This window comes from Metabacillus sp. 84, from assembly GCF_050107715.1.
Lineage (GTDB): Bacteria > Bacillota > Bacilli > Bacillales > Bacillaceae > Metabacillus_B.
The window spans coordinates 48,063-70,937 of the sequence record NZ_JBNILN010000007.1; the positions used below are offsets into that span (position 1 = coordinate 48,063).

Below are 22,875 nucleotides of genomic sequence, written 5' to 3' on the forward strand. Positions count from 1 at the left end.
AAATGAGCGGTTCTTCCCCATCTTAATTGATATTCTTTCTAATCGAATCCAGACCAATAGGGCTATCAGGTCAGTGGCAGGCGGAAAAGGAATAAGATAATGAAGCGAATAAAGCCGGAGGACCATCATGATGTTTTCTTTCGCTCTAAGTGGTTTTAACAGCGGCGATGTGCTATTTCAGCTAACTGTCTATTTGATGGTGACCGGAATGGGTGCTGGAGTCATTCTCCTCATCCAGCATGCACGTAAACGGAGTAACCGTCTTGAACGAATGGAAAAAAAGATGGATCGGATTTTGTCCAAGGAAAAGAAGGAGTAGAGGTTTTCAGCGTTTTGGTCTTCAGGAATGAGAGAAGCGCCGGCACAATACATGCCGGCGCTTCCTTCCTTAAGCCGTCTGCTCGCGCAGGGCGGTTTTTTCGTTTTCAACAAATCCTTTGCTCACCCAGACCCTTGATTTCCATCTGAAATACATGATAATTCCACGAGTCCATTCATCCAGGATGAAGGCAACCCAGATGCCGGCAAGACCGTAGCCGAGATGGATTCCAAGAAAATAGGCGACGGGAACGCTGATGCCCCACATTGAAATGAGCCCCATGTAAACAGGGAATTTAACATCCCCTGCCGCCCGAAGAGCCCCTATGATGACAAGATTGAAGGCTCTGCCCGGTTCGAGCAGGACAGTAAGCAGAATCAGCAAGCCTCCTGTTTGAATAATTTCCTCGTTGCTTGTAAACAAGTTAAACAGAGAATCTGAAAAGGCGCTTACAATGACTGCCATTAGAAGGGACGCGCCAAGTGCGAGGTATAGGCTTTTCATGCAGCGCCTGAACGCTTCCTCGTATTTTTTCGCCCCCACCATGCGCCCGACGAGGATTTGGGTTCCCTGGCTTACCGAGATGCTGAACAGGAAAATAAACATCATCAGATTTTGCGCATAAATTTTCGTTGTTAAGGCCTCGGTGCCAATCATGGCAATGAAAAACGTAATCGCCATTTGGGACATATTATAGGAAAGCTGCTCACCTGCGGATGGAACACCGATTTTTAAAAGACTTTTAAGATGGTTCCATTTTAAGTCAAGGCTTGTCCGCAGGGCAGGGATTCTTTTCACAAGAAGGATCGAGACGGCAGCCAGTCCGAATACCCGGGATATGACAGTTGAAATAGCTGCCCCCTGGATTCCGAGTTCAGGCAGTCCGAAAGCGCCGAAAATCAGCACATAGTTCCCTGCAATATTAAATAGGTTCATGCAGATTGTGACGTACATTGTATCCTTCGTATAGCCATAGCTTCGTAAAACAGCAGCGGCTGTCATGATTAGCGCCTGGATGAAAATGAAGGTTCCGACAACACCTAAGTATTTATGCCCCTCCTCCATAAGCGCCGATGAGAGATTCATCATGTTCAAGATTGGCTCGCTGAATAAAAAGAGAACACCACTGATCAGAACTCCAATCAGCAAATTGGCAATAACCGACATGATGGCTACTTCTTTCGCTGTTTGCTCCCTGCCGGCCCCGATATTCTGTGTTATTAAAATGACTGACCCTGTTGCAATAAATCCGAACATAACGATGACTAGGTTCAGAATCTGGTTGGCAACGCCTGCAGCTGCAACGGATTCATCCGAGTACTGACTCAGCATAAACGTATCGGCATTCCCCATAAGCATGTGCAGAAAAATTTCAATAAAAATAGGCCAAGTTAAGACAAATAATGTGAGTTGTTTTTTCTCTATATTTTTAGACAATCTGTATTCCTCCCTTGCTGTGAGTAACACAGCGATTCCTAGTTTACAGCGGCTCGGTTATAATAGAAAGAGAGCAGACCGATTAAACTTGGAAAAATACGACCTGAGAGGGCTTGATATTGTATGTCTTTTCTGACTTTTCGCATTCCTCCGTTCCCTACCTTCATTAAAGCCGGCCAGTTTACCTTCAAGGCAGGGAACCGCCATTTTAAAAGAACCTTTAGTGTATTTGATATGCTTTATGTAAGAAAGGGCGAGCTGTACATGACAGAAAACGGAGTTCCTTACCGCGTGCAGGAAGGAGAATACATGCTGCTGATTCCCGGACTCGAGCATTACGGCCATAAGGAAAGTATGGTCAGCACAGAAGTCGTATGGGTTCATTTTAAGACAGAAGGTGAGTTCAAGCTTGGTGAAAAGGGACACGATCATTGGCTGGATGCCCGTAAACAAGAGGCAGATTTCGAACACGCTGCACAGTACGAGTTCCGGATCAAGCAGAAAGCCCGCCTTGAACATCCGCTTGCGGCCGAAAAGCTGCTCGAAAATCTGGTGAGCATTACAACCGAGTCTGCTGATTTTCCGCTTCGACAGCAGCTCTATTTTCAGGAGCTCATGGTCCATTTACAAAAAGAAGCCCTGAACATCCCTTCAGCAGCCGAGCAAGTCACAAATGAGGCTGTCCAGTACATACAGGAGCACTATGGTGAAGAGTTTCGGATGGATGAGCTCTCAAAAAGCATCCTCTTCCACCCGGACTACATCACGCGCTGCATGCAGAAAACACTTGGTTTGACCCCCTCCCAATATTTAAATCAATACAGGCTGTCCCAGGCGAAAAGGCTTCTTGCAACAACTGATGATAAGATTTCATTTATTGCGAAAGAAACGGGGATTGCCGATGCCACCTATTTCTCCAAGCTGTTCCGGAAAATAGAAGGCATGACACCGAATGAATACCGAAAGGCGATTACCCGGCTGAAGGATTAGAGGCCGTTAGATAGGAAGTTTGCGGAAATATTGGAGAATGTATCTGGAAAATCGCAGAAAATACGGAAATACTCTCTTGCCCGCTGAGGGATTCCCGCACAACAAACCCGCCCTGAACTTCATTCAGGGCGGGTTAATCGATTACACAAGTTCAACTAAATGTTTTTTTGGCTCGTATTCAGCCAGTTCTTTTCCCTCTTTCACCCGATGCAGAAAGTCTGGATTAGAGATGAGCGGGCGTCCGAACGCTGCCACATCCATCACACCTTTTTGCAGCACCGCTTCCGCTTTGTCTGCATCCAGGCTGCCAACGCCGATGATTGGGCCATCCCAGTATTTTCTCGCCAAGTCATAAAGCGTCATGTTTGCAGCAATGTGCTCTTCCGCATCCATAATCGATGGATGGATGATTTGGATCCCCGTCTCCTTGAATGCCTCCACATACGTTTTCATTGCAGCATCCGCATCCTCCCACCGGTAATCCGGGGCATCCACCTTATGAGCGGAAAAGCGGATGATTGTGCGCTCTGCTCCAATTTCATCAATGACGGCCCGGATTACCTGCTTCATGAACGTTAACCGTTCAGCAAGCTCTCCGCCGTATTCATCGTCTCGTTTGTTGGATTGATAGCTGTTGAACTGATCAATGAGGTATCCATGTGCCCCATGAATTTCGACTCCGTCAAAGCCTGCTTGGATCGCATTTCGGGCTGCCTGTGCATACTGGCCAATGACTTTTTTGACGTCCTCTTTCGAAAGCTCTTCCGGCTCCGCGTAAGGCTTGCGAAAGCGTGGTACCTGACCTTCCGCTGCGATGGCAGAAGGGGCTTCAGGCTGCTGGCCGACAATCAGTTCAGGATGGCTGAGGCGTCCGACATGCCAGATTTGTGCCGCAATCGTGCCGCCTTCTTTATGAACAGCTTCCGTCACCTTTTTCCAGCCTTCAATCTGCTCCTGTGTATAGAGTCCGGGAACCCCGGGATTCCCCTTCGCACGATTGCTGATGACGACGCCTTCTGTAATGATCAGGCCAATTCCATCTTCTGCCCGTTTGCGGTAATATTCAGCCACCTCCGGGCCCGGTACTCCTGTTTCATCATCCGAAAAAGAGCGGGTCATCGGGGCCATAGCTGAGCGGGTTCTTAATTCAAATGCTCCTATTTTCACTGGTTCAAATAATTTATGGTAAGCAGTCATTAGTGATGCAGCTCCTTTATCTAAAAGAATACTTCATAGTTTATCAGGGAGAAATCTTCAATCCAACTATTTTGATTTTAGAGGGAAATTCATCAGGGAAAGAGAAGTCCTTAAAAAGAGGTGAAGGAACGATTGCAAAAGGAAAGTAAATAAGCGTTAGCCGGATTGAAGAAAAGGATTTGGAAGACTTTTAATCGGAAAAGAACAACCGGAATGGAAAAAGTGGGATGCCCCCTATTTTCCGCTAGAAATCGATACAAGCACCAAATGTCTCAAAAACCTGCGGGTATGGAAGCCAAAATCCCAGCAGCCAATGGAAGTATAATTGGAACCGTTGTATATTGCCGGGAGCATATGCCTAACCATCTTGAGACTGGAATCGTCATATACTGGAGCGGAGGCTTAGGCTCTGAAGCTCTATCCATTTAGATTGAACACTTATTTGCTTCGATGGACATACCCCGTGTCGGGATTCCCACATGGTCCGGCAATGAGCGAAGGATGAAGTGCGCCGCTGTTTTGACTGGTAAGATATGTTTTCCAGAAAAAGGTTTGGGAATTGTTGTTACCGTGCTTTTTGCCTGACAGCATAAAGCTAAAGAATGTTGAAATCAGTGAATTAAAATAAACGCAAAATCTTACTAGATGGGAAAAGGTGAAGCAGATGAAATCCCGTTCGGGTTTAAGAGTAAGGTGTTAAAAAGGTGTAGATGTAAATGTAAGAGAAGCCTGTCTGAAATTTGCGGTGTGGCTTCGCCTGAATTTAGAGTTCCCAATACGAGTCGTTGTCTATGTAAAAAAAGATGAACAAATAAAAACGCTTTATACAAAAGAGTGGGTTAGTGCCTCCTTTTTTGCTCCATACGATAAGAATGTCGAACCGTATATCAGAGTCGCTGCTGGAGACTATGATGAATTAGTAAAGGAAGAAGGAGAAATAAACGCTGTTTATGCAATTTTAAATAGTTTTGCTCACGAGATCGTTCATTACAGACAATGGATAGAAGACAGGGAATTCGATGAATTAGAAGCCGAAAATAAAGGGTTAAGATTAGTAGATGACTATTATGAAGGCAGTGCCTTTTTTGAGGAAGCTGTTCAACAGCTAAAGGTTTGGACAATCGCAATAGATGAGGGGTTTTCTATCGCAAGCAATGACGAAGGGGAATTAATCATTCCGTTTTGGTCTGACATAACAAAAGCTGAGAAAATAATAAATCTTGTTCCGGCTTACCGTAATTATCAATTGAAGGAAATACCATTGGATGCCTTTTTAAACAATTGGATAGGTGATCTGAAAAAAGATAACTACCTTTTAGGAATCAATTGGTCCGGGAAGGAATTAATAGGACATGAAATGCTTCCAAACGAAGTATTTGAAAGAATCCAAGAGCAACTAAAGTACTTGGATGACCAATAAAAACTTACCAATACTAAACGGAAATCCAAGTCAGATACACGATAAAAATGAATCTAAGCAGCCAATAGTAAAGAACAATTGACCTTAACTTATGATTAAATTTATTGATTATACTATTTTTGAGTATAACTTCAGCGTGGTAACAAATATTTAGTGAAAAATCTCCGAGGAAGGAGATCTCTATTAAGTTCAGTTTACACTCAAAGAATGCAAAGTATTATACAGCATCGGTATAATTCAATTCCCTCGACCTTTATTGGGAACCCCAGCATTACTTTATAGAAGCAAATAGATTCTATTGCAGGAGAAATAAAAAGAGGCAGGTGGTAAACATAGAGGAGGGGATTGCTATGAAGAAAGAAATTGAAAAAGGTTTAAGCAGATTGATTGGATTACCATTCAGCGCTGCATCAAGAGCAGGTTCTATGGCTGTTTTTAAGTTTGGAGAAGTAACGAGAGGTACGGATAAATGGGGCAATGAGACTGAAGAGACTAAATGGTCACTAAACATCCAATGTTGTTGGAGGATCTCAAATTCTTCGAAAATTATTACAGCCTCACATGACCTATATTTACCTTCATCTGGAGAAATAGAAAATCAGGAATTTAATTGGGAAGAAGATATGAACCTATTTGATGAAAAGATTAAATTAGTTACAGAAAGTGTTTTTCCCATAGAAGTAGTCTCAATTTCTGCAGATGAATTAGGTGGTGCAAAGATTTACCTAAGTAATAGAATGATATTAGAAATATTTCCTGATGAATCTGGAGATGAGGAATTTTGGAGGATTCATAATCGAAGTGATGCAAATCTTGATTTGGTAGTTACTGGAAATGGTATAGAGGACTAAAATGAAGATATATGAGAGGGACAAGGGGACATGTTCCTTGTCCCACCCTAGGAAAGCTCTGAAAAGAGAGAAGCTCTCTACGGGGCTTTTCTTTTTGTATATCAGATAAGAACCGGACGAAAATTGAATACGGCAACGGGTCCAATGTAAACTATCAATATGATGAACTCGATCAGCTGACGAAGGAAACCTACTCGAATGGAACGGTAAAGAGTACAGCTATGACGGATTCGGGAACCGCATCTCAATCAAAGAAACAAACGGTGGACAAACCACCACGGTCGATGCCCAGTACAACCTGGCCAATCAGCTGACCTGTTTCGGCTCTGAAGTACTCAGCTATGACCTCAACGGAAACCGAACCCAGGATGGCCGATACCAGTACACCTGGAACAGCCGCGACCAGCTGACCGCCGTTACGAAAAAAGGCGAATCCCAACCGTTTGCCACGTACAAATATAACGAGGACGGCAAACGCATCCAAAAAACAGTGAACGGAACCGTCACCAACTATTTCTACGATGGGGACAGCCTGAACGTCCTGTACGAAACCAACGGCAGCAACCAGGTCGTCCGCTCCTACACGTATTCAGAAGGCGGCCAGCTGCTTTCGATGAAAAAAGGGTCAAGCCAATACTTCTATCATTACAATGCACGCGGGGACGTCATCGCTTTAACGGACGCCCAAAGCAATGTTGTGGCTTCGTACGAGTATGATGCATGGGGAAAAGTACTGAAAGAAGTGGAGCAGGATTCGGTAAAGGACAATCCTTCCCGGTATGCGGGGTATCAATATGATAAAGAAACAGGGATGTATTATCTGATTGCCCGGTATTATGAGCCGAAGCAAGCAGTATTTTTATCAATCGATCCTGAATCCGGAATGGATGATGATCTCCTTTCTCAAAATGGCTACAACTACGCCCATAACAACCCGATAAAGTATTTTGATTCAGATGGTCGACAAGCTAAGCAAGTTACGGGCAGTGCTGGTGGAGGAGCTTTTCCAGTTCGAACACCTAGAAGTGTTCCTTCAAATAAGAACCCTAATGTTAAAAAGTCAGGGTCTCCACCACAGCTATTAAGAGGAATTGCATGGGAAAAAACAATTAAGAAGAAATATAATCTTCCGAATAACACACAAAGGGTCCATAAAGGAGAAAGTATACCTGACAGTATAAAATGGGGAAGAATTTATGAAATTAAAGATGCTAAAAAAGTCTACTTATCAAGTCAATTTAGGGGCTATGTTAACGCAAAGATGCCAATAATATTAATCTGCAGAAAACATACAAAAGTTTCAGGGCCGTTAGTAAAAGCTATTCAAAAAAGTGGTGGGTACATTATTAGAGAAAAGTAAGATCAAACTCACAAGTAAGTAGATAACATCGGAGAAGTTATTTGTGAATTGTGTTGTAGAATCTTTGCAAAATTATATATAAATCGAAATAACCATTTATTGGATAATCACTTATCACAACTAATAACTGACTAAAATCCCCAGTTATTCTTCTTATCCAAAAAGTTGCAAAAAACTAATAACTAATGCCTATGCAGCCAGTCGTCGGTTTGTAAGACTCTAATGTTTTTACGGTGATAGGGGAGGAAATGCCAATATGCTGTATTGAAACTAGTAGGCATGCTTTCATTCCCTTCTTCAAAATGATATAAAATTATACTTACACAAGAAATCCTTTTCTATCTGAAAAAATATAGTCTTTTTGTTAGAGTTCTCTATCCAAATCTATCGTTTAAACACCAATAAATAACTTAATGAATTTGCTTCCCTTGCCCGGTTTCTTGGGATAATTTTGTCCTAAAAGTAGTTTTAAATTTAATAAGATAATATTAATTAAACATAATATTTGAGGTGAAAATAATATGGAAGCTAAAGAATTAAATAAAGAATTGAGAGACACCCTTTATCCAGTTTTAAAAGAATGCGGGTTCACAAAAATAACTTCCCGCGGAAGCTGGAAGTATAATGATAATTGCATATGGATAATGGACTATGAACCTGTAGGAAAGAGATTTTCCGAAGGTTCAGGCTGGCCCTCTATGTCTCTTTTTATAAAATGTGCAATTTATTTTACTTTTATTCCTGAACTAAATACAAAAGACGTTATCAAACAGAGTTCAGACGGCCAACTTACACCTAGATATTACCAGTCTCATCTTCAAGAAACCTTGATGTGCAACTCTAATCAAAATGAATATACGAACACTTTAGAAATTCCTGCAGATAGAGGTAGAAATGATATTTGGTGGATTGAGGAAGATGGCTCAAATTTAAACCATGTTATAAATAATCTTGCAGAAGTTATTTCTGTAGATGGAATGGAATGGCTACGAAAACATTCTGATGTAAAGAGCGCTTTAGAAAATATAGAAACTAAAAAAAATTTGTCCCTTTATGAGTTACATGATGCCATGCATATTTCCAAATGGCTAAACATTAAAGATAAAACAGAAAAATATGAACAGCTTTTTGATAAAGAAAATAAAAAGATAAGCTCAATACTTAAATAAAAATCTTTCGATATAGCGAAAAAGGATTAATGAGAACCTAAAGGGTCATGCTTCTAGATAAAACCATAAGGAGATTCTAATTGAATTAGAAGGAAGGTGCCCAAAAATCAATGATGTGGAAGGGATATATAAAGTAGCTGTGCTAACAAACTGATCCAAAAAGGCTATTATGGTATGTTGATAATGTTTTTGTTTTCCAAACCATATGCAGCCAGTTACTCTGCATATGGTTTGGTTTTTATCTAAATTTAAAGGTTTGAGATTGCTTAATAAAAAATTATGAATTTATGTAAAACTCTAACAATAAAGGTAAATAGTTAAAAAACGTTTAATAATTTAATTAAGACATTCTATAAGGAGTTATTCAATATCCATCTTCTATTTCATCCGCAAATCTACTCATCTCTTCTTGTATCCTTCCAGCAAAACCAGGTTTAGTGTAAATGTAAATATCCGGAGATTCAGGGCTGTCCATAAAAGCATTGATAATAAGTGTGGTTTTTTGCTTTTGGTAAACAATATCAAATCTACCTACCTCAAGTTCTTCATCATGTTCCATTCTCTCTAACCTATTTTGGACTTGTTTACATTCGGTTTCTGAGAAACCTGATTCAATCAAAAGGACTATGCGTTTCAAAAAAAGAGTAACATACTCTATATCAAAATTCATAGATGCTTCTTCAAGATTCTCAAATGTTTGTTCTGACATAACATTACAACCTCCAATGAAAATAATTGTAATAAAACTGTATCTTTAATTGAGTTCATTCCGTACCCCTATTTTACTAAATTGTTCATTTTTCCCGCAACATAGAATACGACCGTTAAGGACGGAACAGCACCTACCGTTTCGACTATGACGAGCAAGGAAACGTTGGGACCTTTATTACAGGAAACGGAGCCGGGGCTTCTTTCCAATACGACTCGACAGGCCTGGTACAACAGGTCCACGTCGGTCTGCAGGACGGAACGTCGATCTTAAGCGAAAGCTATACCTATGACGCTAATGGAAACCGGACGAAAATTGAATCCGGAAACGGGTCCAACGTAAACTATCAATATGATGAACTCGATCAGCTGACCAAGGAAACCTACTCCAATGGAACGGTCAAAGAGTACAGCTATGACGGATTCGGGAACCGAATTTCAGCCAAAGAAACAAACGGCGGACAAACCACAACCGTCGATGCCCAGTACAACCTGGCCAATCAGCTGACCCGTTCCGGCTCTGAAGCGCTCAGCTATGACCTCAACGGAAACCGGACAGAGGATGGCCGATACCAGTACACCTGGAACAGCCGCGATCAGCTGACCGCCGTTACGAAGAAAGGCGAATCCCAGCCGTTCGCCACCTATCAATACAACGAAGACGGCAAACGCATCCAGAAAACCGTGAACGGAACCGTCACGAACTATTTCTACGATGGGGACAGCTTAAACGTCCTGTACGAGACAAACGGCAGCAACCAGGTCGTCCGTTCCTACACGTATTCAGAAGGCGGCCAGCTGCTTTCGATGAAAAAAGGGTCAAGCCAATACTTCTATCACTACAATGCACGCGGGGACGTCATTGCCTTAACAGACGCTCAAAGCAATGTCGTGGCTTCGTACGAGTATGATGCATGGGGAAAAGTACTGAAAGAAGTAGAGCAAGATTCGGTAAAGGACAACCCTTACAGGTACGCAGGGTATCAGTATGATATAGAAACAGGGATGTATTATCTGATTGCCCGGTATTATGAGCCGAAGCATGGTGTCTTTTTAGGCTTGGATCCAGACCCGGGTGATGACGACGACATTCTTACGCAAAATGGATATACTTATGGCAATAATAATCCGGTTATGTTGGTAGATCCGGATGGAAACTTTGCTTACGCTGCAGTATTTTTTGTTCCAGGCCTTGGCCAAGTTGCTATTGCTACGACTGGAGTAGTACTATTGGGTGGAGTTGCATATGGTGCTGGAACATGGATTGGAAAAAAAGCCTCTCAGTATTATAATAGTAAAGTAAGAAGCACTGAACCAATAGGTAAAAGATTCAAATTTAGATCTAGAAAAGCAGCAAAGGAAGCAGCAAAAAAAGCTGGTAAGAACAAAACGCCGATACATCACCCTAAGGGTAAACACGGCCCACATTATCACCCAAATGTTCCTAAAAACAGCCCGAAATCACATGATCACTATTACTATTAAATTAAATCAGCAACTCTATAACCTTTGCAGCTTAAAATGAAAGTCTACTAAATTTAGGGGTAGGGGATTAAAAATTGGAGAAAGATAATATCTTTCAAGCAAGTGCGAATGGAAATTTAATAATTCTCAAAAAATTGCTTGATAGTCATGATGATATAAACAAAGGAGATATTGATGGTTATACTTTACTACACTGGGCAGTGCAGGAAGGCCAAGAGGAAGTAATAAAGTATTTGGTGCAAAACGGCGCAAATGTAAATGTTGAAGATTCTTTAAATTTTACCCCCATCGAAATAGCATGTACTAAAGGACATCTAAACATTGTTAAATTTTTAGTTTCTAATGGAGCAAACATAAATAACAGTAGAAATGGTTATACTCCTTTACATTCATCAGTTGCTCATGGATGGACTGATATAGCAAAGCTATTAATAGAAAAAGGAGCTTTAGTTAATATCGTAGATGAGTGCGGTAAAGGCTACACTCCGTTACATTGGGCATGTCAAGAAGGGCATATGGAATGTGTTAAATTGCTAGTACAAAGTGGCGCAAGCATAAATGTGAAAAGTGAAGAAGGTTTTTCGCCACTGTATATAGCCTCAAGTGAAGGATATAGTGAAATAATTAGTTTTCTACTAAGAAATAACGCAAACGTTAATATTGTATGTGAAGGAGATCTACATTCCACACCTTTATTTACAGCAAGTGCATACAATCATCCCGAAACAGTAAAAATTTTACTCGATAACAATGCTGATATTGAAGCTAAGGACAGTGAAGGGAAAACAGCGTTATACGCTGCAGCGGAAAGGAAGAATAGTACTATCGTAGAAATACTCCTTAGTTTTGGAGCAGAGAAAAACGTTATAGATCATAATAATAGAAAATTAATTTCTATACTACAAAAAAACAACTATATTAATTAATTTATAGCTTATCTAATTTTAAAAATGAGTTGTAACTATCAATAAGGCTCCGAAGAGAATAATCTCTACGGAGCCTTATTATTCGAGATGAATATTTCATCTGATCAAGGTCGATCGCGTAGAGGTCCTTTCCTCCTTTGGCGGAAACACCACCGGAACCGCATGGTTTGATGCCATCCGCTTAATCAAAGGAAGCGTCATTACCAAAAGCAAGTATGATGCAGTCGGTAACTATGAGACCGAGACAGAAGATGAAACAGGGAATAAGAAAACCAAGCAATACGATACATTCGGGAATGCCGTAAAAGAGACCAATCCGAAAGGCTACAGCAAATCCTTCACGTACGACCTGTCGGACCAGCTGAAGAAATTGCAGCTCCAAAACGGCACCGATGTCAGCTATGAGTATGATGCGAATGGAAACATGCTTTCCAAGGCCATCACCTCTTCTGCAGGGGTCAAGGAGACCTTTAGCTATCAATATGATGAATTGGGGCAGCTGGTTGAAACCAAGGGTCCTTTACAAGATGTGACGCGAAATGAATATGATCCAAATGGAAACAAAATCAAAACGACGCTTCCGAATGGAACCATGGTCAACTGGACGTACGACGGGACGAACCGAGTCAAATCTATCGGCTATAACGGCACCCCTCTATATGAATACAGCTATGACCGGAACGGAAACGAACTGTCCGTAAAAGATCTGGCATCAGGAGGAACGAAAACCCGAACCTTTGACAAAGCGAACCGGGTAACGGCCCTAACCGACCGGGGCAGCAGCCAAACCTGGACCTATCCGACCGAAACCGATAAACTGAAGTCGTTCCAGTTCACCCATGGCGGGTTTACCCAGACGAACACCTTTGAGTACAATCAAAAAGATCAGAATACCGAAGTTAAGGACGGAACCAGCACCTACCGTTTCGACTATGACGAGCAAGGAAATGTGTCCACTTATATTTCCGGAAACGGATCAGGATCTTCCTTCCAATACGATTCGACAGGGCTAGTTGAGCAAATCCACGTCGGTCTGCAGGACGGAACATCGGTCTTGAACGAAACCTATTCCTATGACGCCAATGGAAACCGGACGAAAATTGAATCCGGCAACGGGTCCAATGTAAACTATCAATATGATGAACTCGATCAGCTGACGAAGGAAACCTACTCGAATGGAACGGTCAAAGAGTACAGCTACGACGGATTCGGGAACCGCATCTCGACCAAAGAAACAAGCGGCGGACAAACCGCCACCGTCGATGCCCAGTACAACCTTGCCAATCAGCTGACCCGTTTCGGCTCAGAAGCGCTCAGCTATGACCTCAACGGAAACCGGACAGAGGATGGCCGATACGAGTACACCTGGGACAGCCGCGATCAGCTGATCGCCGTCACAAAAAAAGGCGAATCCCAGCCGTTTGCCACGTACAAATACAACGAAGACGGCAAACGAATCCAAAAAACCGTGAACGGAACCGTCACGAACTATTTCTACGACGGGGACAGCCTGAACGTCCTGTACGAAACAAATAGCAGCAACCAAGTCATCCGCTCCTACACGTATTCAGAAGGCGGCCAGCTGCTTACAATGAAGAAGGGCTCAAGCCAATATTTCTATCACTACAATGCACGCGGGGATGTCATTGGGTTAACAGACGCTCAAAGCAATGTTGTGGCTTCGTACGAGTACGATGCATGGGGAAATATCCTGAAAGAAGCAGAACAGGATTCGGTAAAGGACAATCCTTACCGGTATGCAGGGTATCAGTATGATAAAGAAACAGGCATGTATTATCTGATTGCCCGGTATTATGAACCGAAGCATGGTGTCTTTTTAGCCTTGGATCCAGATCCTGGTGATAAAAGTAATTTAGTTACACAAAATGGGTATAACTATGCCAATAACAGCCCTGTGATAATGATAGACCCTGATGGCTGGATGGCTAAACACCAAGACGGGGGCCCCTTAGGCGGGGGAGGAGCTATAAGTTGGGGTAGGGCACCAATTGGGTTTAGTAGTGGTGCTGCTGGAGAAAAGTACCTGGCCAAGTTGGTAGGAGGTACTCCACAAAAATACTTTTCAACTAGTAGAGGGAAAAGGTTTATTGATCAGTATGCTAATAAAATTGCTCACGAGTCTAAGGTAGGTTATACCACATTAACGAGCAGGGTCAAAATTCAAATATTAAAAGATGCAGAGTTAATTAAGAAGAAAGAAATTAAAGGAGCTAAATGGCATTTCTTTAGAAGTGGAAAGACAGGTAGGGTTGGAGCCTCAAAACAGTTAAAGGATTTCTTGAAGAAACATGGTATAAAATACGAGATATACTAAAGGGAGTGGAGATGTTGAATTACCCGCTTATGGATCCCCCGTTTAATTTAAAGGATTTTGATGAAATGACTAAAAAGGAAGCACAGAATCATTTTGATTGGTATACAGGTGAAATTCCAGCGAGACTCAGGTTACTTAAGCAGGCTTATACAGAAACTAGTGAAGGAAAATTAGAAGATTTGGATTTATCTCCACATTCATTAGTGAACCTTTGGACGTGGTTCCTGTCTAAAATCGAAATCGAATTTTATACAGCTGACGAAATAGCTGATAAGCATCGGAAACTGCCGGAATGGTTGCATAAAGAAGTGGGCGAAAAAAAGCTAAGTACAGCCACACTGTGTGTAGCAATGGATATAGGAATTTACTTTGGGGAAGTTTTTGTTAAGAATTTTAATCATTTAAACTGGGGAGTTAAGTTTAAGCCTAAATCTTATGCTCATGTGAACCGGCCAGTTATTTTAGGATTTAGTGCAGGAAAACAAGAAATGAATCCATCAAATTTAATTCATAACCTATCACTTGAAGCTATAGAAGAGGGAAGTGAAAATAAAAGCCTGTACAATTTATTTAAAGTGTGGGAAGAGGATATTTAGACATTTTAAACGAAGGGACGGGACAGACCTGGCCTGACTAGGTTCCATGTCAAACTTTAGGAAAGCTCTGAACAGAGAAACTCTCTGCGGAGCTTTCTCTTGAAAATCAGTATAAAAAATGGGAATCCCAGCCGTTTGCGACCTATCAATACAACGAAAACGGTGAACGGAACTGTCACCAACTATTTCTACGAAGGGGACAGTTTAAACGTCCTCTACCAAACCAACGGCAGCAACCAAGTCGTCCGCTCCTACACCTATTCAGAAGGCGGCCAGCTGCTTTCAATGAAGAAGGGCTCAACCCAATACTTCTATCACTACAATGCCCGCGGAGACGTCGTTGCGTTAACGGACGCCCAAAGCAATGTCATGGCTTCCTATGAGTATGATGCATGGGGAAAAGTACTGAAAGAAGTCGAGCAGGATTCGGTAAAGGACAATCCTTATCGGTATGCAGGGTATCAATATGATAAAGAAACAGTAATGTATTATCTGATGGCCCGGTATTATGAGCCGAAGCATGGTGTCTTTTTATCAATTGACCCTGAATCCGGAATGGATGATGATCTCCTTTCTCAAAATGGCTACAACTACGCCCATAACAACCCGATAAAGTATTTTGATCCAGATGGGTTACAAGCTAAGCGTGTTACGGGCAGTGCCGGCGGAAGAGCTTTTCCAGTTTGAACACCTAGAAGTGTTCCCTCAAATAAGAATTCAGGGATTAAAAATAGTATACCTAGTAAAAAATCGATTTTAAATAAGGTTTTCTTGCCGACCAAAGGTAAAATAAGATATGTTCCGCCCAGTAATTGGTCCCCGTCTCAACCTTTACCTAAAATTAAAGGTGGCTACAAAGATAAATTCGGGAATATTTGGGTTAAAGGGCCGTCTAGAACTAAAGGGCAATCCTTTGAATGGGATGTGCAATTCTCTAAAACGGGAAAAAAAAGCCTTGGACATTTAAGTAGAGATGGAAAACATTTAAATGTTTCCTTAGACGGAAAAATAACGCATAGGTGAGGTGAAAGATTCATGTTTATACGCTTGTATCTTAATGCTAAAAGTAAACTTGAAGCTCAATCTGTGCTACAAAGAGTTCTGTTTAAATTTAAACCTATATTAGAAAACATAGAGTTCCATAGAATAGAACCTTATTGGAAGATAGAAAATGTATATGTTGTAGAAATAACTATTTCGGTTTTAAAGCATAATTCAGACAAAGAATTTAGAGGAATATTGAATAGCATTGCAGACAAGTGGATAGAAATAGGAGATCCTCTAACTGAGCTAATTGCTTCCGATACAACAGAGGAATGTAACTTTATCATAGATGGACTGAAAATGATCACAATTCATATTGAATAAGGACAAAGACACTTTCTCATTGATCAACAAAAAGATTTTCTTCTTGAGGTTGAATAATCCAACAAATGGTTTTTTTGTGAAAAAGACTTCGTTTTGAGAAATCTCTACGAGGTCTTTTTTTAGAATAATTTCATCTTTCGAAAACTTAATGCAGTGAAACAAGGGATCACAAAAATGAGAAAGTAAATAAAACTTCTCATGGCGAATTTACCCAGACGACCACCCTTTGAGTACAATCAATAGGATTAGAATACGGCCGTCAAGGACGGAACAAGCATCCCCCGCTTCGACTATGATGAGCAAGGAAATGTGTCCACCTTTTGTCCGGAAACGGAGCCGGGGCTTCCTTCAAATAAGACTCGACAGGCCTGGTAGAACAAATCAGCGTCGGTCTGCAAGACGGCACGGCCGTCTTGAGCGAAACCTATGCCTATGACGCCAATGGAAACCGGCCGAAAATTTAATCCGGCAACGGGTCCAGCGAAAACTATCAATATGATGCACTTGATCAGCTAACGAAAGAAACCTACTCGAATGGAACGGTCAAAGAGTACAGCTATGACCTCAACGGAAACCGTACCCAGGATGGCCGATACCAGTACACCTGGAACAGCCGCGACCAGCTGACCGCCGTCACGAAAAAAGGCGAATCCCAACCGTTTGCCACGTACAAATATAACGAGGACGGCAAACGCATCCAGAAAACGGTGAACGGAACCGTCACCAACTATTTCTACGATGGGGACAGCCTGAACGTCCTGTACGAAACCAACGGCAGCAACCAAGTCATCCGCTCCTACACGTATTCAGAAGGCGGCCAGCTACTTTCAATGAAGAAAGGGGCAAGCCAATACTTCTATCACTACAATGCACGCGGGGACGTCATTGAGTTAACAGACGCCCAGAGTAATATTGTGGCATCCTACGAGTACGATGCATGGGGAAAAGTACTGAAAGAAGTGGAGCAGGATTCGGTAAAGGACAATCCTTACCGGTACGCAGGGTACCAGTATGATAAAGAAACAGGAATGTATGATCTGATTGCCCGGTACTATGAACCGAAACATGGTGTCTTTTTAGCCTTGGATCCAGATTCCGGTGATGAGGACGACATTCTTACGCAAAATGGATATACTTATGGCAATAATAATCCGGTCATGTTGGTAGATCCGGATGGGCGCCTAGCTTGGTTTATTCCCGTGTTTATCGGGGGCTACCGAGTTTATAAGGTTTATAAAACTTATAAAAAAATTAATAAATATAACAAAATGATGAGTAAGGCAAACAAAAAGAGTAAACGCCATTCAAACAGCAAACGAAACCCACAAAATCATCATGGTTATGAAATATACGATAAGTACACAGGTGAAGTTAAGAAAGCAGGTATTAGCGGAGGAAGGGTCCGTCGTGATGGTAAATCATCACGAGCAGAAAAACAAGTTAGAAAGTTTAACAAAAGATACGGTAATCGCTATCAATCAAGAATTGTAAGGGTCAATTTAAGAGGTCGATATAATGCCGAAAGATGGGAAAACCGACATGTAAAATATATTCAGATGAAGCAAGGAAAGAAATTGGATCGGAGTTTCCATAAGAGGCCTTAAGGAGTTTGAGGTATGCCTATAATTAAAGATATTCAACTTTACGTTCCAAAGAATAAGAATTTGAACTGGTCCTTCTTTCACGAGACAAGATGTATAACGTTTTTATATAGCCGTCTTTTACCTAAATTAAAGGCAAAAAAAGATAAGGGAATACAGATTTTTTGTGTGGACCACCTAGAAAAAGCAGCAGAAATTGACACGTTTACCCATATTATCTTAGATTATTTTCCGATCTTCGTAGAAACAGATGTCGAAGCGATCTTAGCTTTATATTCAGATAAAGAGAAAAAGAAGCAAACCCTTGAGATTGTTCATGAAGGCATGAAAAAAGCTGCTGAAGAATTTAGTTGGGATTTATCTGCTTTAGAGGAAATCTACCATACTATAAAACAATCTGACTATGAGAATCTATATTTGCTCCTCAAAAAGAGCAGTCCAAATAAGAAATACGTTTGTAACATCTTATGCCATCATGAAGTAAGCAGCATTGACGTGCACATGCAGATTAAGAAAAAAAATGGGGAAAACATTAAGAAAGAGTTAATCTTCAAAGTTGAAAATACGGACGAACAAGATCTATTTAGTGATTATGGTAGTCTTGAATGGAAACTCAACCATAAAGTAGTGTATGCGGATAAAGACTATAAACAGGTATATCGTTTAACTTTTCTTGAAAAGGATAACCCAGAGAATCTAGTATGGAAAATTGAAAAGGATTAAAACAAACATCTTGTATTTATATTTTTCCTGTTTTTCAAGGTGAATTATTTAATTACAAGATAATTAGGAAATATATATAAACCTTGCTGTCCTAAAAAACAGAGGATGAGACCAATGGGACAAGGGTGCAGGTTCCTTGTCCCACCGTCGGAAAGCTCTTTAGAGAGGCAGTCTCTGAGGGGCTTTTCTTTTTGTATATCAATAACGCATCAGCTTTTGGGGAAAAGGACAGGGACCTCGTTCTAAAGCCAGATCACCATTAGAGTTTTCTCAACTTAAATTTTATCCAGTGTTAGATGGCTTCAACCAGCACCTACCGTTTCGGCTATGACGAGCAAGGAAACGTTGGGACCTTTATTACAGGAAACGGAGCCGGGGCTTCTTTCCAATACGACTCGACAGGCCTGGTACAACAGGTCCACGTCGGTCTGCAGGACGGAACGTCGATCTTAAGCGAAAGCTATACCTATGACGCTAATGGAAACCGGACGAAAATTGAATCCGGAAACGGGTCCAACGTAAACTATCAATATGATGAACTCGATCAGCTGACCAAGGAAACCTACTCCAATGGAACGGTCAAAGAGTACAGCTATGACGGATTCGGGAACCGAATTTCAGCCAAAGAAACAAACGGCGGACAAACCACAACCGTCGATGCCCAGTACAACCTGGCCAATCAGCTGACCCGTTCCGGCTCTGAAGCGCTCAGCTATGACCTCAACGGAAACCGGACAGAGGATGGCCGATACCAGTACACCTGGAACAGCCGCGATCAGCTGACCGCCGTTACGAAGAAAGGCGAATCCCAGCCGTTCGCCACCTATCAATACAACGAAGACGGCAAACGCATCCAGAAAACCGTGAACGGAACCGTCACGAACTATTTCTACGATGGGGACAGCTTAAACGTCCTGTACGAGACAAACGGCAGCAACCAGGTCGTCCGTTCCTACACGTATTCAGAAGGCGGCCAGCTGCTTTCGATGAAAAAAGGGTCAAGCCAATACTTCTATCACTACAATGCACGCGGGGACGTCATTGCCTTAACAGACGCTCAAAGCAATGTCGTGGCTTCGTACGAGTATGATGCATGGGGAAAAGTACTGAAAGAAGTAGAGCAAGATTCGGTAAAGGACAACCCTTACAGGTACGCAGGGTATCAGTATGATATAGAAACAGGGATGTATTATCTGATTGCCAGGTACTATGAACCGACACATGGTGTCTTTTTATCACTTGACCCAGAATCCGGAATGGAAGATGATCTCCTTTCTCAAAATGGCTACAACTACGCCCACAACAACCCGATAAAGTATTTTGATTCAGATGGGCGACAAGCCAAGTAAGTTACGGGCAGTGGAGGAGGTGGGGGTTTTTATGTTCCGACACCTAGAAGTGTTGCATCAATTTACACCAAATCAAATCTTAGATTAGGTCAAAAAATGCATAAAGCATATAAATGCAATAATGTATTGACTGGGGTTAGAGTGAAAGAATAACGATTACCGAGCGGGAAAAGAGATTTAGCTCATTTAGATTTGGTGGTGTCACCGCCAAAAGGGTATCGAGAGGTTCCGTGGAGAGAAATTTCAGCGGAGCTTCTTTTTTAGAGGCAGAGATTTATAGGAAATCGCCACTCGGTTTAATGCCATCCGTTTAATTAAAGGAAGCGTCATTACCAAAAGCAAATATAATGCAGCCGGCAACTATGAGACCGAGACCGAAGATGAAACAGGGAATAAAGCGATTAAGCAACTTCCGAAACCCGTTGCTGATAAACACTACCTTAGTTAGTTCAGTAAATTAAAAAAGGACCTATAAAACCGGTCCTTTTCTCACCCTATTCAAACAAAAACCGCAGTACCTCAGGGAGCCTCTCACGCCAGGCGGATTCATGGTGAATCCCGCCCTCAATGATCTCAAACTTCAGATTGTCCACTTTTTTCTTCAGCAGCTCATAAACTGGCAGACTTGCGTCTATGTATTGCTGGCTGTTTATAATGGCTGTTTCTTCCGCCGTTCCGATATCCATATAAAAGGCTTCGATTGAACGAAGATCGCTTTGCTCAATTTTCTTTTCAATTTCAGACTGGGTAAACCAGTAGGCGGAGGAGAGGGATGCGCCTTTTTTGAAAACTTTCGGGTATTCACAGACAGCATAGGTCGAGATCAATCCCCCCATTGAGCTTCCCATGATGGCTGTCTTCTCTGGAATGGTTGGATAGCTTGCGTCAATCATCGGCTTACATTCCTCAGCAAGAAAGCGGATGTACTCCTTGCCTTCACCGCCCAATTCCTCTTGAATCTGAAAAAGCTTTTGACCAAGCCCGGGGCTTGGCCATGGACCGTATTCATCAAAGCGTCCAAAGCGCTCTTCATTGCAGTCAATCCCGGCCAGAATGATTTCAAGCCCCATCTCCTCGAGAACATCACCGGCTCTCCAGGATACGCCATATCCGGCATCCTCATCCTTGAACAGGTTTTGACCGTCATGCATGTAGAGAACCGGATACCGTTTGCCGGACGTTTTGTAGTCATCCGGCAAATACATGCGAACCTTTCTTTTACGATCAAAAGGGGTAATGGAAATTTCGAAAGTTTCGAGCATTTCCTAATTCTCCTTATTGAATAAGTAAAATTGGGTGCTCATCGGTCCAGTTTTGACAGCTGAGGCCACTATTTCTCTTCCTGCAAGGAGATCAGAGGCTTTTCTGCCTGCTAATTCCCGAGGAAAATGGATTTCAAGTGTTTCATTGGATTGATTGACTACAGCTGCCAGCACCTGCTGTTCATTTTCTTTAGCATAAATTAGCGTATTATTATCATTGTTTGCCTGAAGGATTTTAAATTCCCCTTCGTTTGCAAGAAGCGGGTATTCTTTGCGAAGCCCAAGCAGTTTTTTCACGAATGCGTGAAGCTCACGATCCTGGTCTCTTTCATCCCAGATCATGCAGGCCCTGCATCCCGGGTCGTTGTCACCGGTCATGCCGATTTCGTCTCCGTAGTAGATACATGGTGAGCCGCCGAAGCTCAGCTGAAAAGCGAACAGCTGCTTCACCCGGTCTTTATTTTCTCCGGCTAACGTCAGGATTCTGTCTGTATCATGGCTTCCAAGCAGGTTGAAGGCCACTTCGTTAATATTTTTCGGGTAAGCATGGAGGCCGTTTACAATTACATCTGCAAACTCCTGTGCCCGGATTTTCCCTTTTGCAAAAAAGTTCAGCGCGCCGTTCGTAAACGGGTAGTTCATTACCGCGTCAAATTGGTCTCCCAGCAGCCACGGCATGCTGTCATGCCAGATTTCACCCAGAATATAAACGTCCTCTTTTACGTCCTTGACGGCTTTCCGGAAATCTCTCCAAAATGCATGGTCTACCTCATTCGCCACATCGAGCCGCCATCCATCAATATCAAATTCCCTGATCCAGTATTGGCCGACCTCAAGCAGGTACTGTTTTACCTCAGGATGCTTCGTATTTAGCTTAGGCATACTCGGCTCATAGGCGAATGCATCATAGCCGGGAGTTTTCGCATCAACCGGAAACTCATACATATGGAACCAGTCTTTGTATTCAGAAGCTTCTCCTTTTGCCAGAACATCCTGAAAAGGCTCGAAAAAGTAACCGCTGTGGTTGAAGACGGCGTCAAGCATAACACGGATGCCCTTTGCATGTGCCTCTTTCACAAGGCGGCGGAACGTTTCTTTATCACCGAACTGAGGGTCGATTTCCATGTAATCAATCGTATCGTATTTATGGTTGGAGTACGCTTTAAAGATAGGAGTGAAATATACGCCGGTAATTCCAAGGTCCTTCAAGTAATCAAGGTGTTCCATGACTCCTTCAAAGTCTCCCCCGAAAAAGTTGGACGGTGTAGGCTCTGCACTTCCCCAGGGCAGAGCGCCCTCTGGGTCAAGGCTTGGGTTTCCGTTTCCAAATCTTTCAGGAAAGATCTGATACCAGACCGTATCCTTCACCCATTCTGGTGCCCGGAAAGCATCTTCTGAATGAAGATAAGGAAAGCAGTAGAAATTCGCTATATCATCAAGCGGAACTTCCTTGTAGAATCCTTTTTCTGTATAGACCAGAACTTCCTCTCCTGAAACGAGCTTAAAGCCGTACCGGAGCCGGCGGAAGGGAGGCTGAATTGCAATAAACCAATAGTCATAAAGAGCATCGGTTCCTGAGTGCTCCATGGCGCTCTCAGCGGCCATCCATTTTCCGTCTTCCCAGTCATAAGGATCTCCGTGAATAAGCAGGACTTTTTTTGCATCTTCTTTTTTTGTGCGGATGCGGATATGTATCGTTTTCTCATCATAAATATAGGCAAACTCATTTTTGGGTCTGTGGTAGATGGCTTCTTTTAGCATAAAAGACTCACTCCTTAT

The 22,875-nt window shown here is 42.2% G+C and carries 20 protein-coding genes and 6 pseudogenes; 21 read left to right on the forward strand and 5 right to left on the reverse strand.

From position 1 onward, the window contains the following. Window positions 1–127: 127 nt before the first annotated feature. Entirely contained in the window at window positions 128–319 is a 192-nt protein-coding gene (locus ACQCV8_RS13445; protein WP_426845163.1) for a hypothetical protein, read from the forward strand. 69 nt (window positions 320–388) lie between these two features. Here the strand turns inward: ACQCV8_RS13445 and ACQCV8_RS13450 are convergent, their stop codons facing one another. Then, window positions 389–1,756, reverse strand: coding sequence for an MATE family efflux transporter (locus ACQCV8_RS13450; protein ID WP_426845164.1), 1,368 nt, complete (start codon window positions 1,754–1,756; stop codon window positions 389–391). A gap of 123 nt (window positions 1,757–1,879) precedes the next feature. Between ACQCV8_RS13450 and ACQCV8_RS13455 the strand changes: the two genes are divergently transcribed. Next, a complete protein-coding gene (locus tag ACQCV8_RS13455) occupies window positions 1,880–2,746 on the forward strand; it encodes a helix-turn-helix domain-containing protein (RefSeq protein ID WP_426845165.1) in 867 nt (288 codons plus the stop codon). A gap of 141 nt (window positions 2,747–2,887) precedes the next feature. Here ACQCV8_RS13455 and ACQCV8_RS13460 read toward each other — a convergent pair whose 3' ends face one another. Then, window positions 2,888–3,943, reverse strand: coding sequence for an alkene reductase (locus tag ACQCV8_RS13460; protein ID WP_426845166.1), 1,056 nt, complete (start codon window positions 3,941–3,943; stop codon window positions 2,888–2,890). Window positions 3,944–3,948: 5 nt separating this feature from the next. Between ACQCV8_RS13460 and ACQCV8_RS13465 the strand changes: the two genes are divergently transcribed. From ACQCV8_RS13465 to ACQCV8_RS13495, 7 genes and pseudogenes are all read left to right on the forward strand, one after another. After that, entirely contained in the window at window positions 3,949–4,092 is a 144-nt protein-coding gene (locus ACQCV8_RS13465) for a hypothetical protein (protein ID WP_426845167.1), read from the forward strand. Between the two features lie 163 nt (window positions 4,093–4,255). Continuing rightward, window positions 4,256–4,456: pseudogene (locus tag ACQCV8_RS13470) on the forward strand (GNAT family N-acetyltransferase); the annotation flags it as partial. 232 nt (window positions 4,457–4,688) lie between these two features. After that, complete coding sequence (locus tag ACQCV8_RS13475) at window positions 4,689–5,363, forward strand: DUF2750 domain-containing protein (RefSeq protein WP_426845168.1); 675 nt, start codon at window positions 4,689–4,691, stop codon at window positions 5,361–5,363. Between the two features lie 350 nt (window positions 5,364–5,713). Then, complete coding sequence (locus tag ACQCV8_RS13480) at window positions 5,714–6,214, forward strand: hypothetical protein (protein ID WP_426845169.1); 501 nt, start codon at window positions 5,714–5,716, stop codon at window positions 6,212–6,214. A 110-nt stretch (window positions 6,215–6,324) separates the two neighbouring features. After that, window positions 6,325–7,175 (forward strand): annotated as a pseudogene (locus ACQCV8_RS13485) (RHS repeat domain-containing protein); the annotation flags it as partial. Beyond that, the gene (locus tag ACQCV8_RS13490) at window positions 7,152–7,574 is read left to right on the forward strand and encodes a putative toxin (protein WP_426845316.1); all 423 of its coding nucleotides are present in this window, start codon (window positions 7,152–7,154) and stop codon (window positions 7,572–7,574) included. The pseudogene ACQCV8_RS13485 and the gene ACQCV8_RS13490, both read left to right, overlap by 24 nt. A 521-nt stretch (window positions 7,575–8,095) precedes the next feature. Then, the gene (locus tag ACQCV8_RS13495) at window positions 8,096–8,743 is read left to right on the forward strand and encodes a hypothetical protein (RefSeq protein ID WP_426845170.1); all 648 of its coding nucleotides are present in this window, start codon (window positions 8,096–8,098) and stop codon (window positions 8,741–8,743) included. 364 nt (window positions 8,744–9,107) lie between these two features. Here the strand turns inward: ACQCV8_RS13495 and ACQCV8_RS13500 are convergent, their stop codons facing one another. Then, a complete protein-coding gene (locus ACQCV8_RS13500; protein ID WP_426845172.1) occupies window positions 9,108–9,452 on the reverse strand; it encodes a hypothetical protein in 345 nt (114 codons plus the stop codon). Between the two features lie 128 nt (window positions 9,453–9,580). Here ACQCV8_RS13500 and ACQCV8_RS13505 point away from each other — a divergent pair. The 12 genes and pseudogenes from ACQCV8_RS13505 to ACQCV8_RS13560 all read left to right on the forward strand — a co-directional run. Continuing rightward, a pseudogene (locus ACQCV8_RS13505) lies at window positions 9,581–10,627 on the forward strand (RHS repeat domain-containing protein); the annotation flags it as partial. 383 nt (window positions 10,628–11,010) lie between these two features. Further along, on the forward strand, window positions 11,011–11,862 hold the full coding sequence (locus tag ACQCV8_RS13510; RefSeq protein ID WP_426845174.1) for an ankyrin repeat domain-containing protein: 852 nt from the start codon (window positions 11,011–11,013) through the stop codon (window positions 11,860–11,862). Window positions 11,863–12,232: 370 nt separating this feature from the next. Then, on the forward strand, window positions 12,233–14,197 hold the full coding sequence (locus ACQCV8_RS13515) for an RHS repeat domain-containing protein (protein WP_426845176.1): 1,965 nt from the start codon (window positions 12,233–12,235) through the stop codon (window positions 14,195–14,197). A 65-nt stretch (window positions 14,198–14,262) separates the two neighbouring features. Beyond that, a complete protein-coding gene (locus ACQCV8_RS13520; protein WP_426845177.1) occupies window positions 14,263–14,793 on the forward strand; it encodes a hypothetical protein in 531 nt (176 codons plus the stop codon). Between the two features lie 86 nt (window positions 14,794–14,879). Further along, window positions 14,880–15,426, forward strand: a pseudogene (locus ACQCV8_RS13525) (RHS repeat-associated core domain-containing protein); the annotation flags it as partial. Window positions 15,427–15,546: 120 nt separating this feature from the next. Beyond that, a complete protein-coding gene (locus ACQCV8_RS13530) occupies window positions 15,547–15,816 on the forward strand; it encodes a polymorphic toxin type 17 domain-containing protein (protein WP_426845318.1) in 270 nt (89 codons plus the stop codon). Between the two features lie 12 nt (window positions 15,817–15,828). Beyond that, complete coding sequence (locus ACQCV8_RS13535) at window positions 15,829–16,161, forward strand: hypothetical protein (protein WP_426845179.1); 333 nt, start codon at window positions 15,829–15,831, stop codon at window positions 16,159–16,161. A gap of 258 nt (window positions 16,162–16,419) precedes the next feature. After that, window positions 16,420–17,408 (forward strand): annotated as a pseudogene (locus ACQCV8_RS13540) (RHS repeat domain-containing protein); the annotation flags it as partial. A gap of 75 nt (window positions 17,409–17,483) precedes the next feature. Beyond that, window positions 17,484–17,765: pseudogene (locus tag ACQCV8_RS13545) on the forward strand (RHS repeat-associated core domain-containing protein); the annotation flags it as partial. 12 nt (window positions 17,766–17,777) lie between these two features. Next, window positions 17,778–18,485, forward strand: coding sequence for a hypothetical protein (locus ACQCV8_RS13550; RefSeq protein ID WP_426845181.1), 708 nt, complete (start codon window positions 17,778–17,780; stop codon window positions 18,483–18,485). A gap of 296 nt (window positions 18,486–18,781) precedes the next feature. After that, window positions 18,782–19,834, forward strand: a complete 1,053-nt coding sequence (locus ACQCV8_RS13555) for an RHS repeat domain-containing protein (protein WP_426845183.1) — start codon at window positions 18,782–18,784, stop codon at window positions 19,832–19,834. Between the two features lie 60 nt (window positions 19,835–19,894). Further along, window positions 19,895–19,987 (forward strand): hypothetical protein, encoded by a 93-nt coding sequence (locus tag ACQCV8_RS13560; protein WP_426845320.1) that lies wholly within the window; start codon window positions 19,895–19,897, stop codon window positions 19,985–19,987. Between the two features lie 341 nt (window positions 19,988–20,328). On the opposite strand, the gene ACQCV8_RS13565 is transcribed toward ACQCV8_RS13560, so the two are convergent. Beyond that, window positions 20,329–21,096, reverse strand: coding sequence for an alpha/beta hydrolase (locus tag ACQCV8_RS13565; protein ID WP_426845185.1), 768 nt, complete (start codon window positions 21,094–21,096; stop codon window positions 20,329–20,331). Window positions 21,097–21,099: 3 nt separating this feature from the next. Further along, entirely contained in the window at window positions 21,100–22,857 is a 1,758-nt protein-coding gene (locus tag ACQCV8_RS13570; protein ID WP_426845187.1) for a glycoside hydrolase family 13 protein, read from the reverse strand. Window positions 22,858–22,875 lie beyond the last annotated feature (18 nt).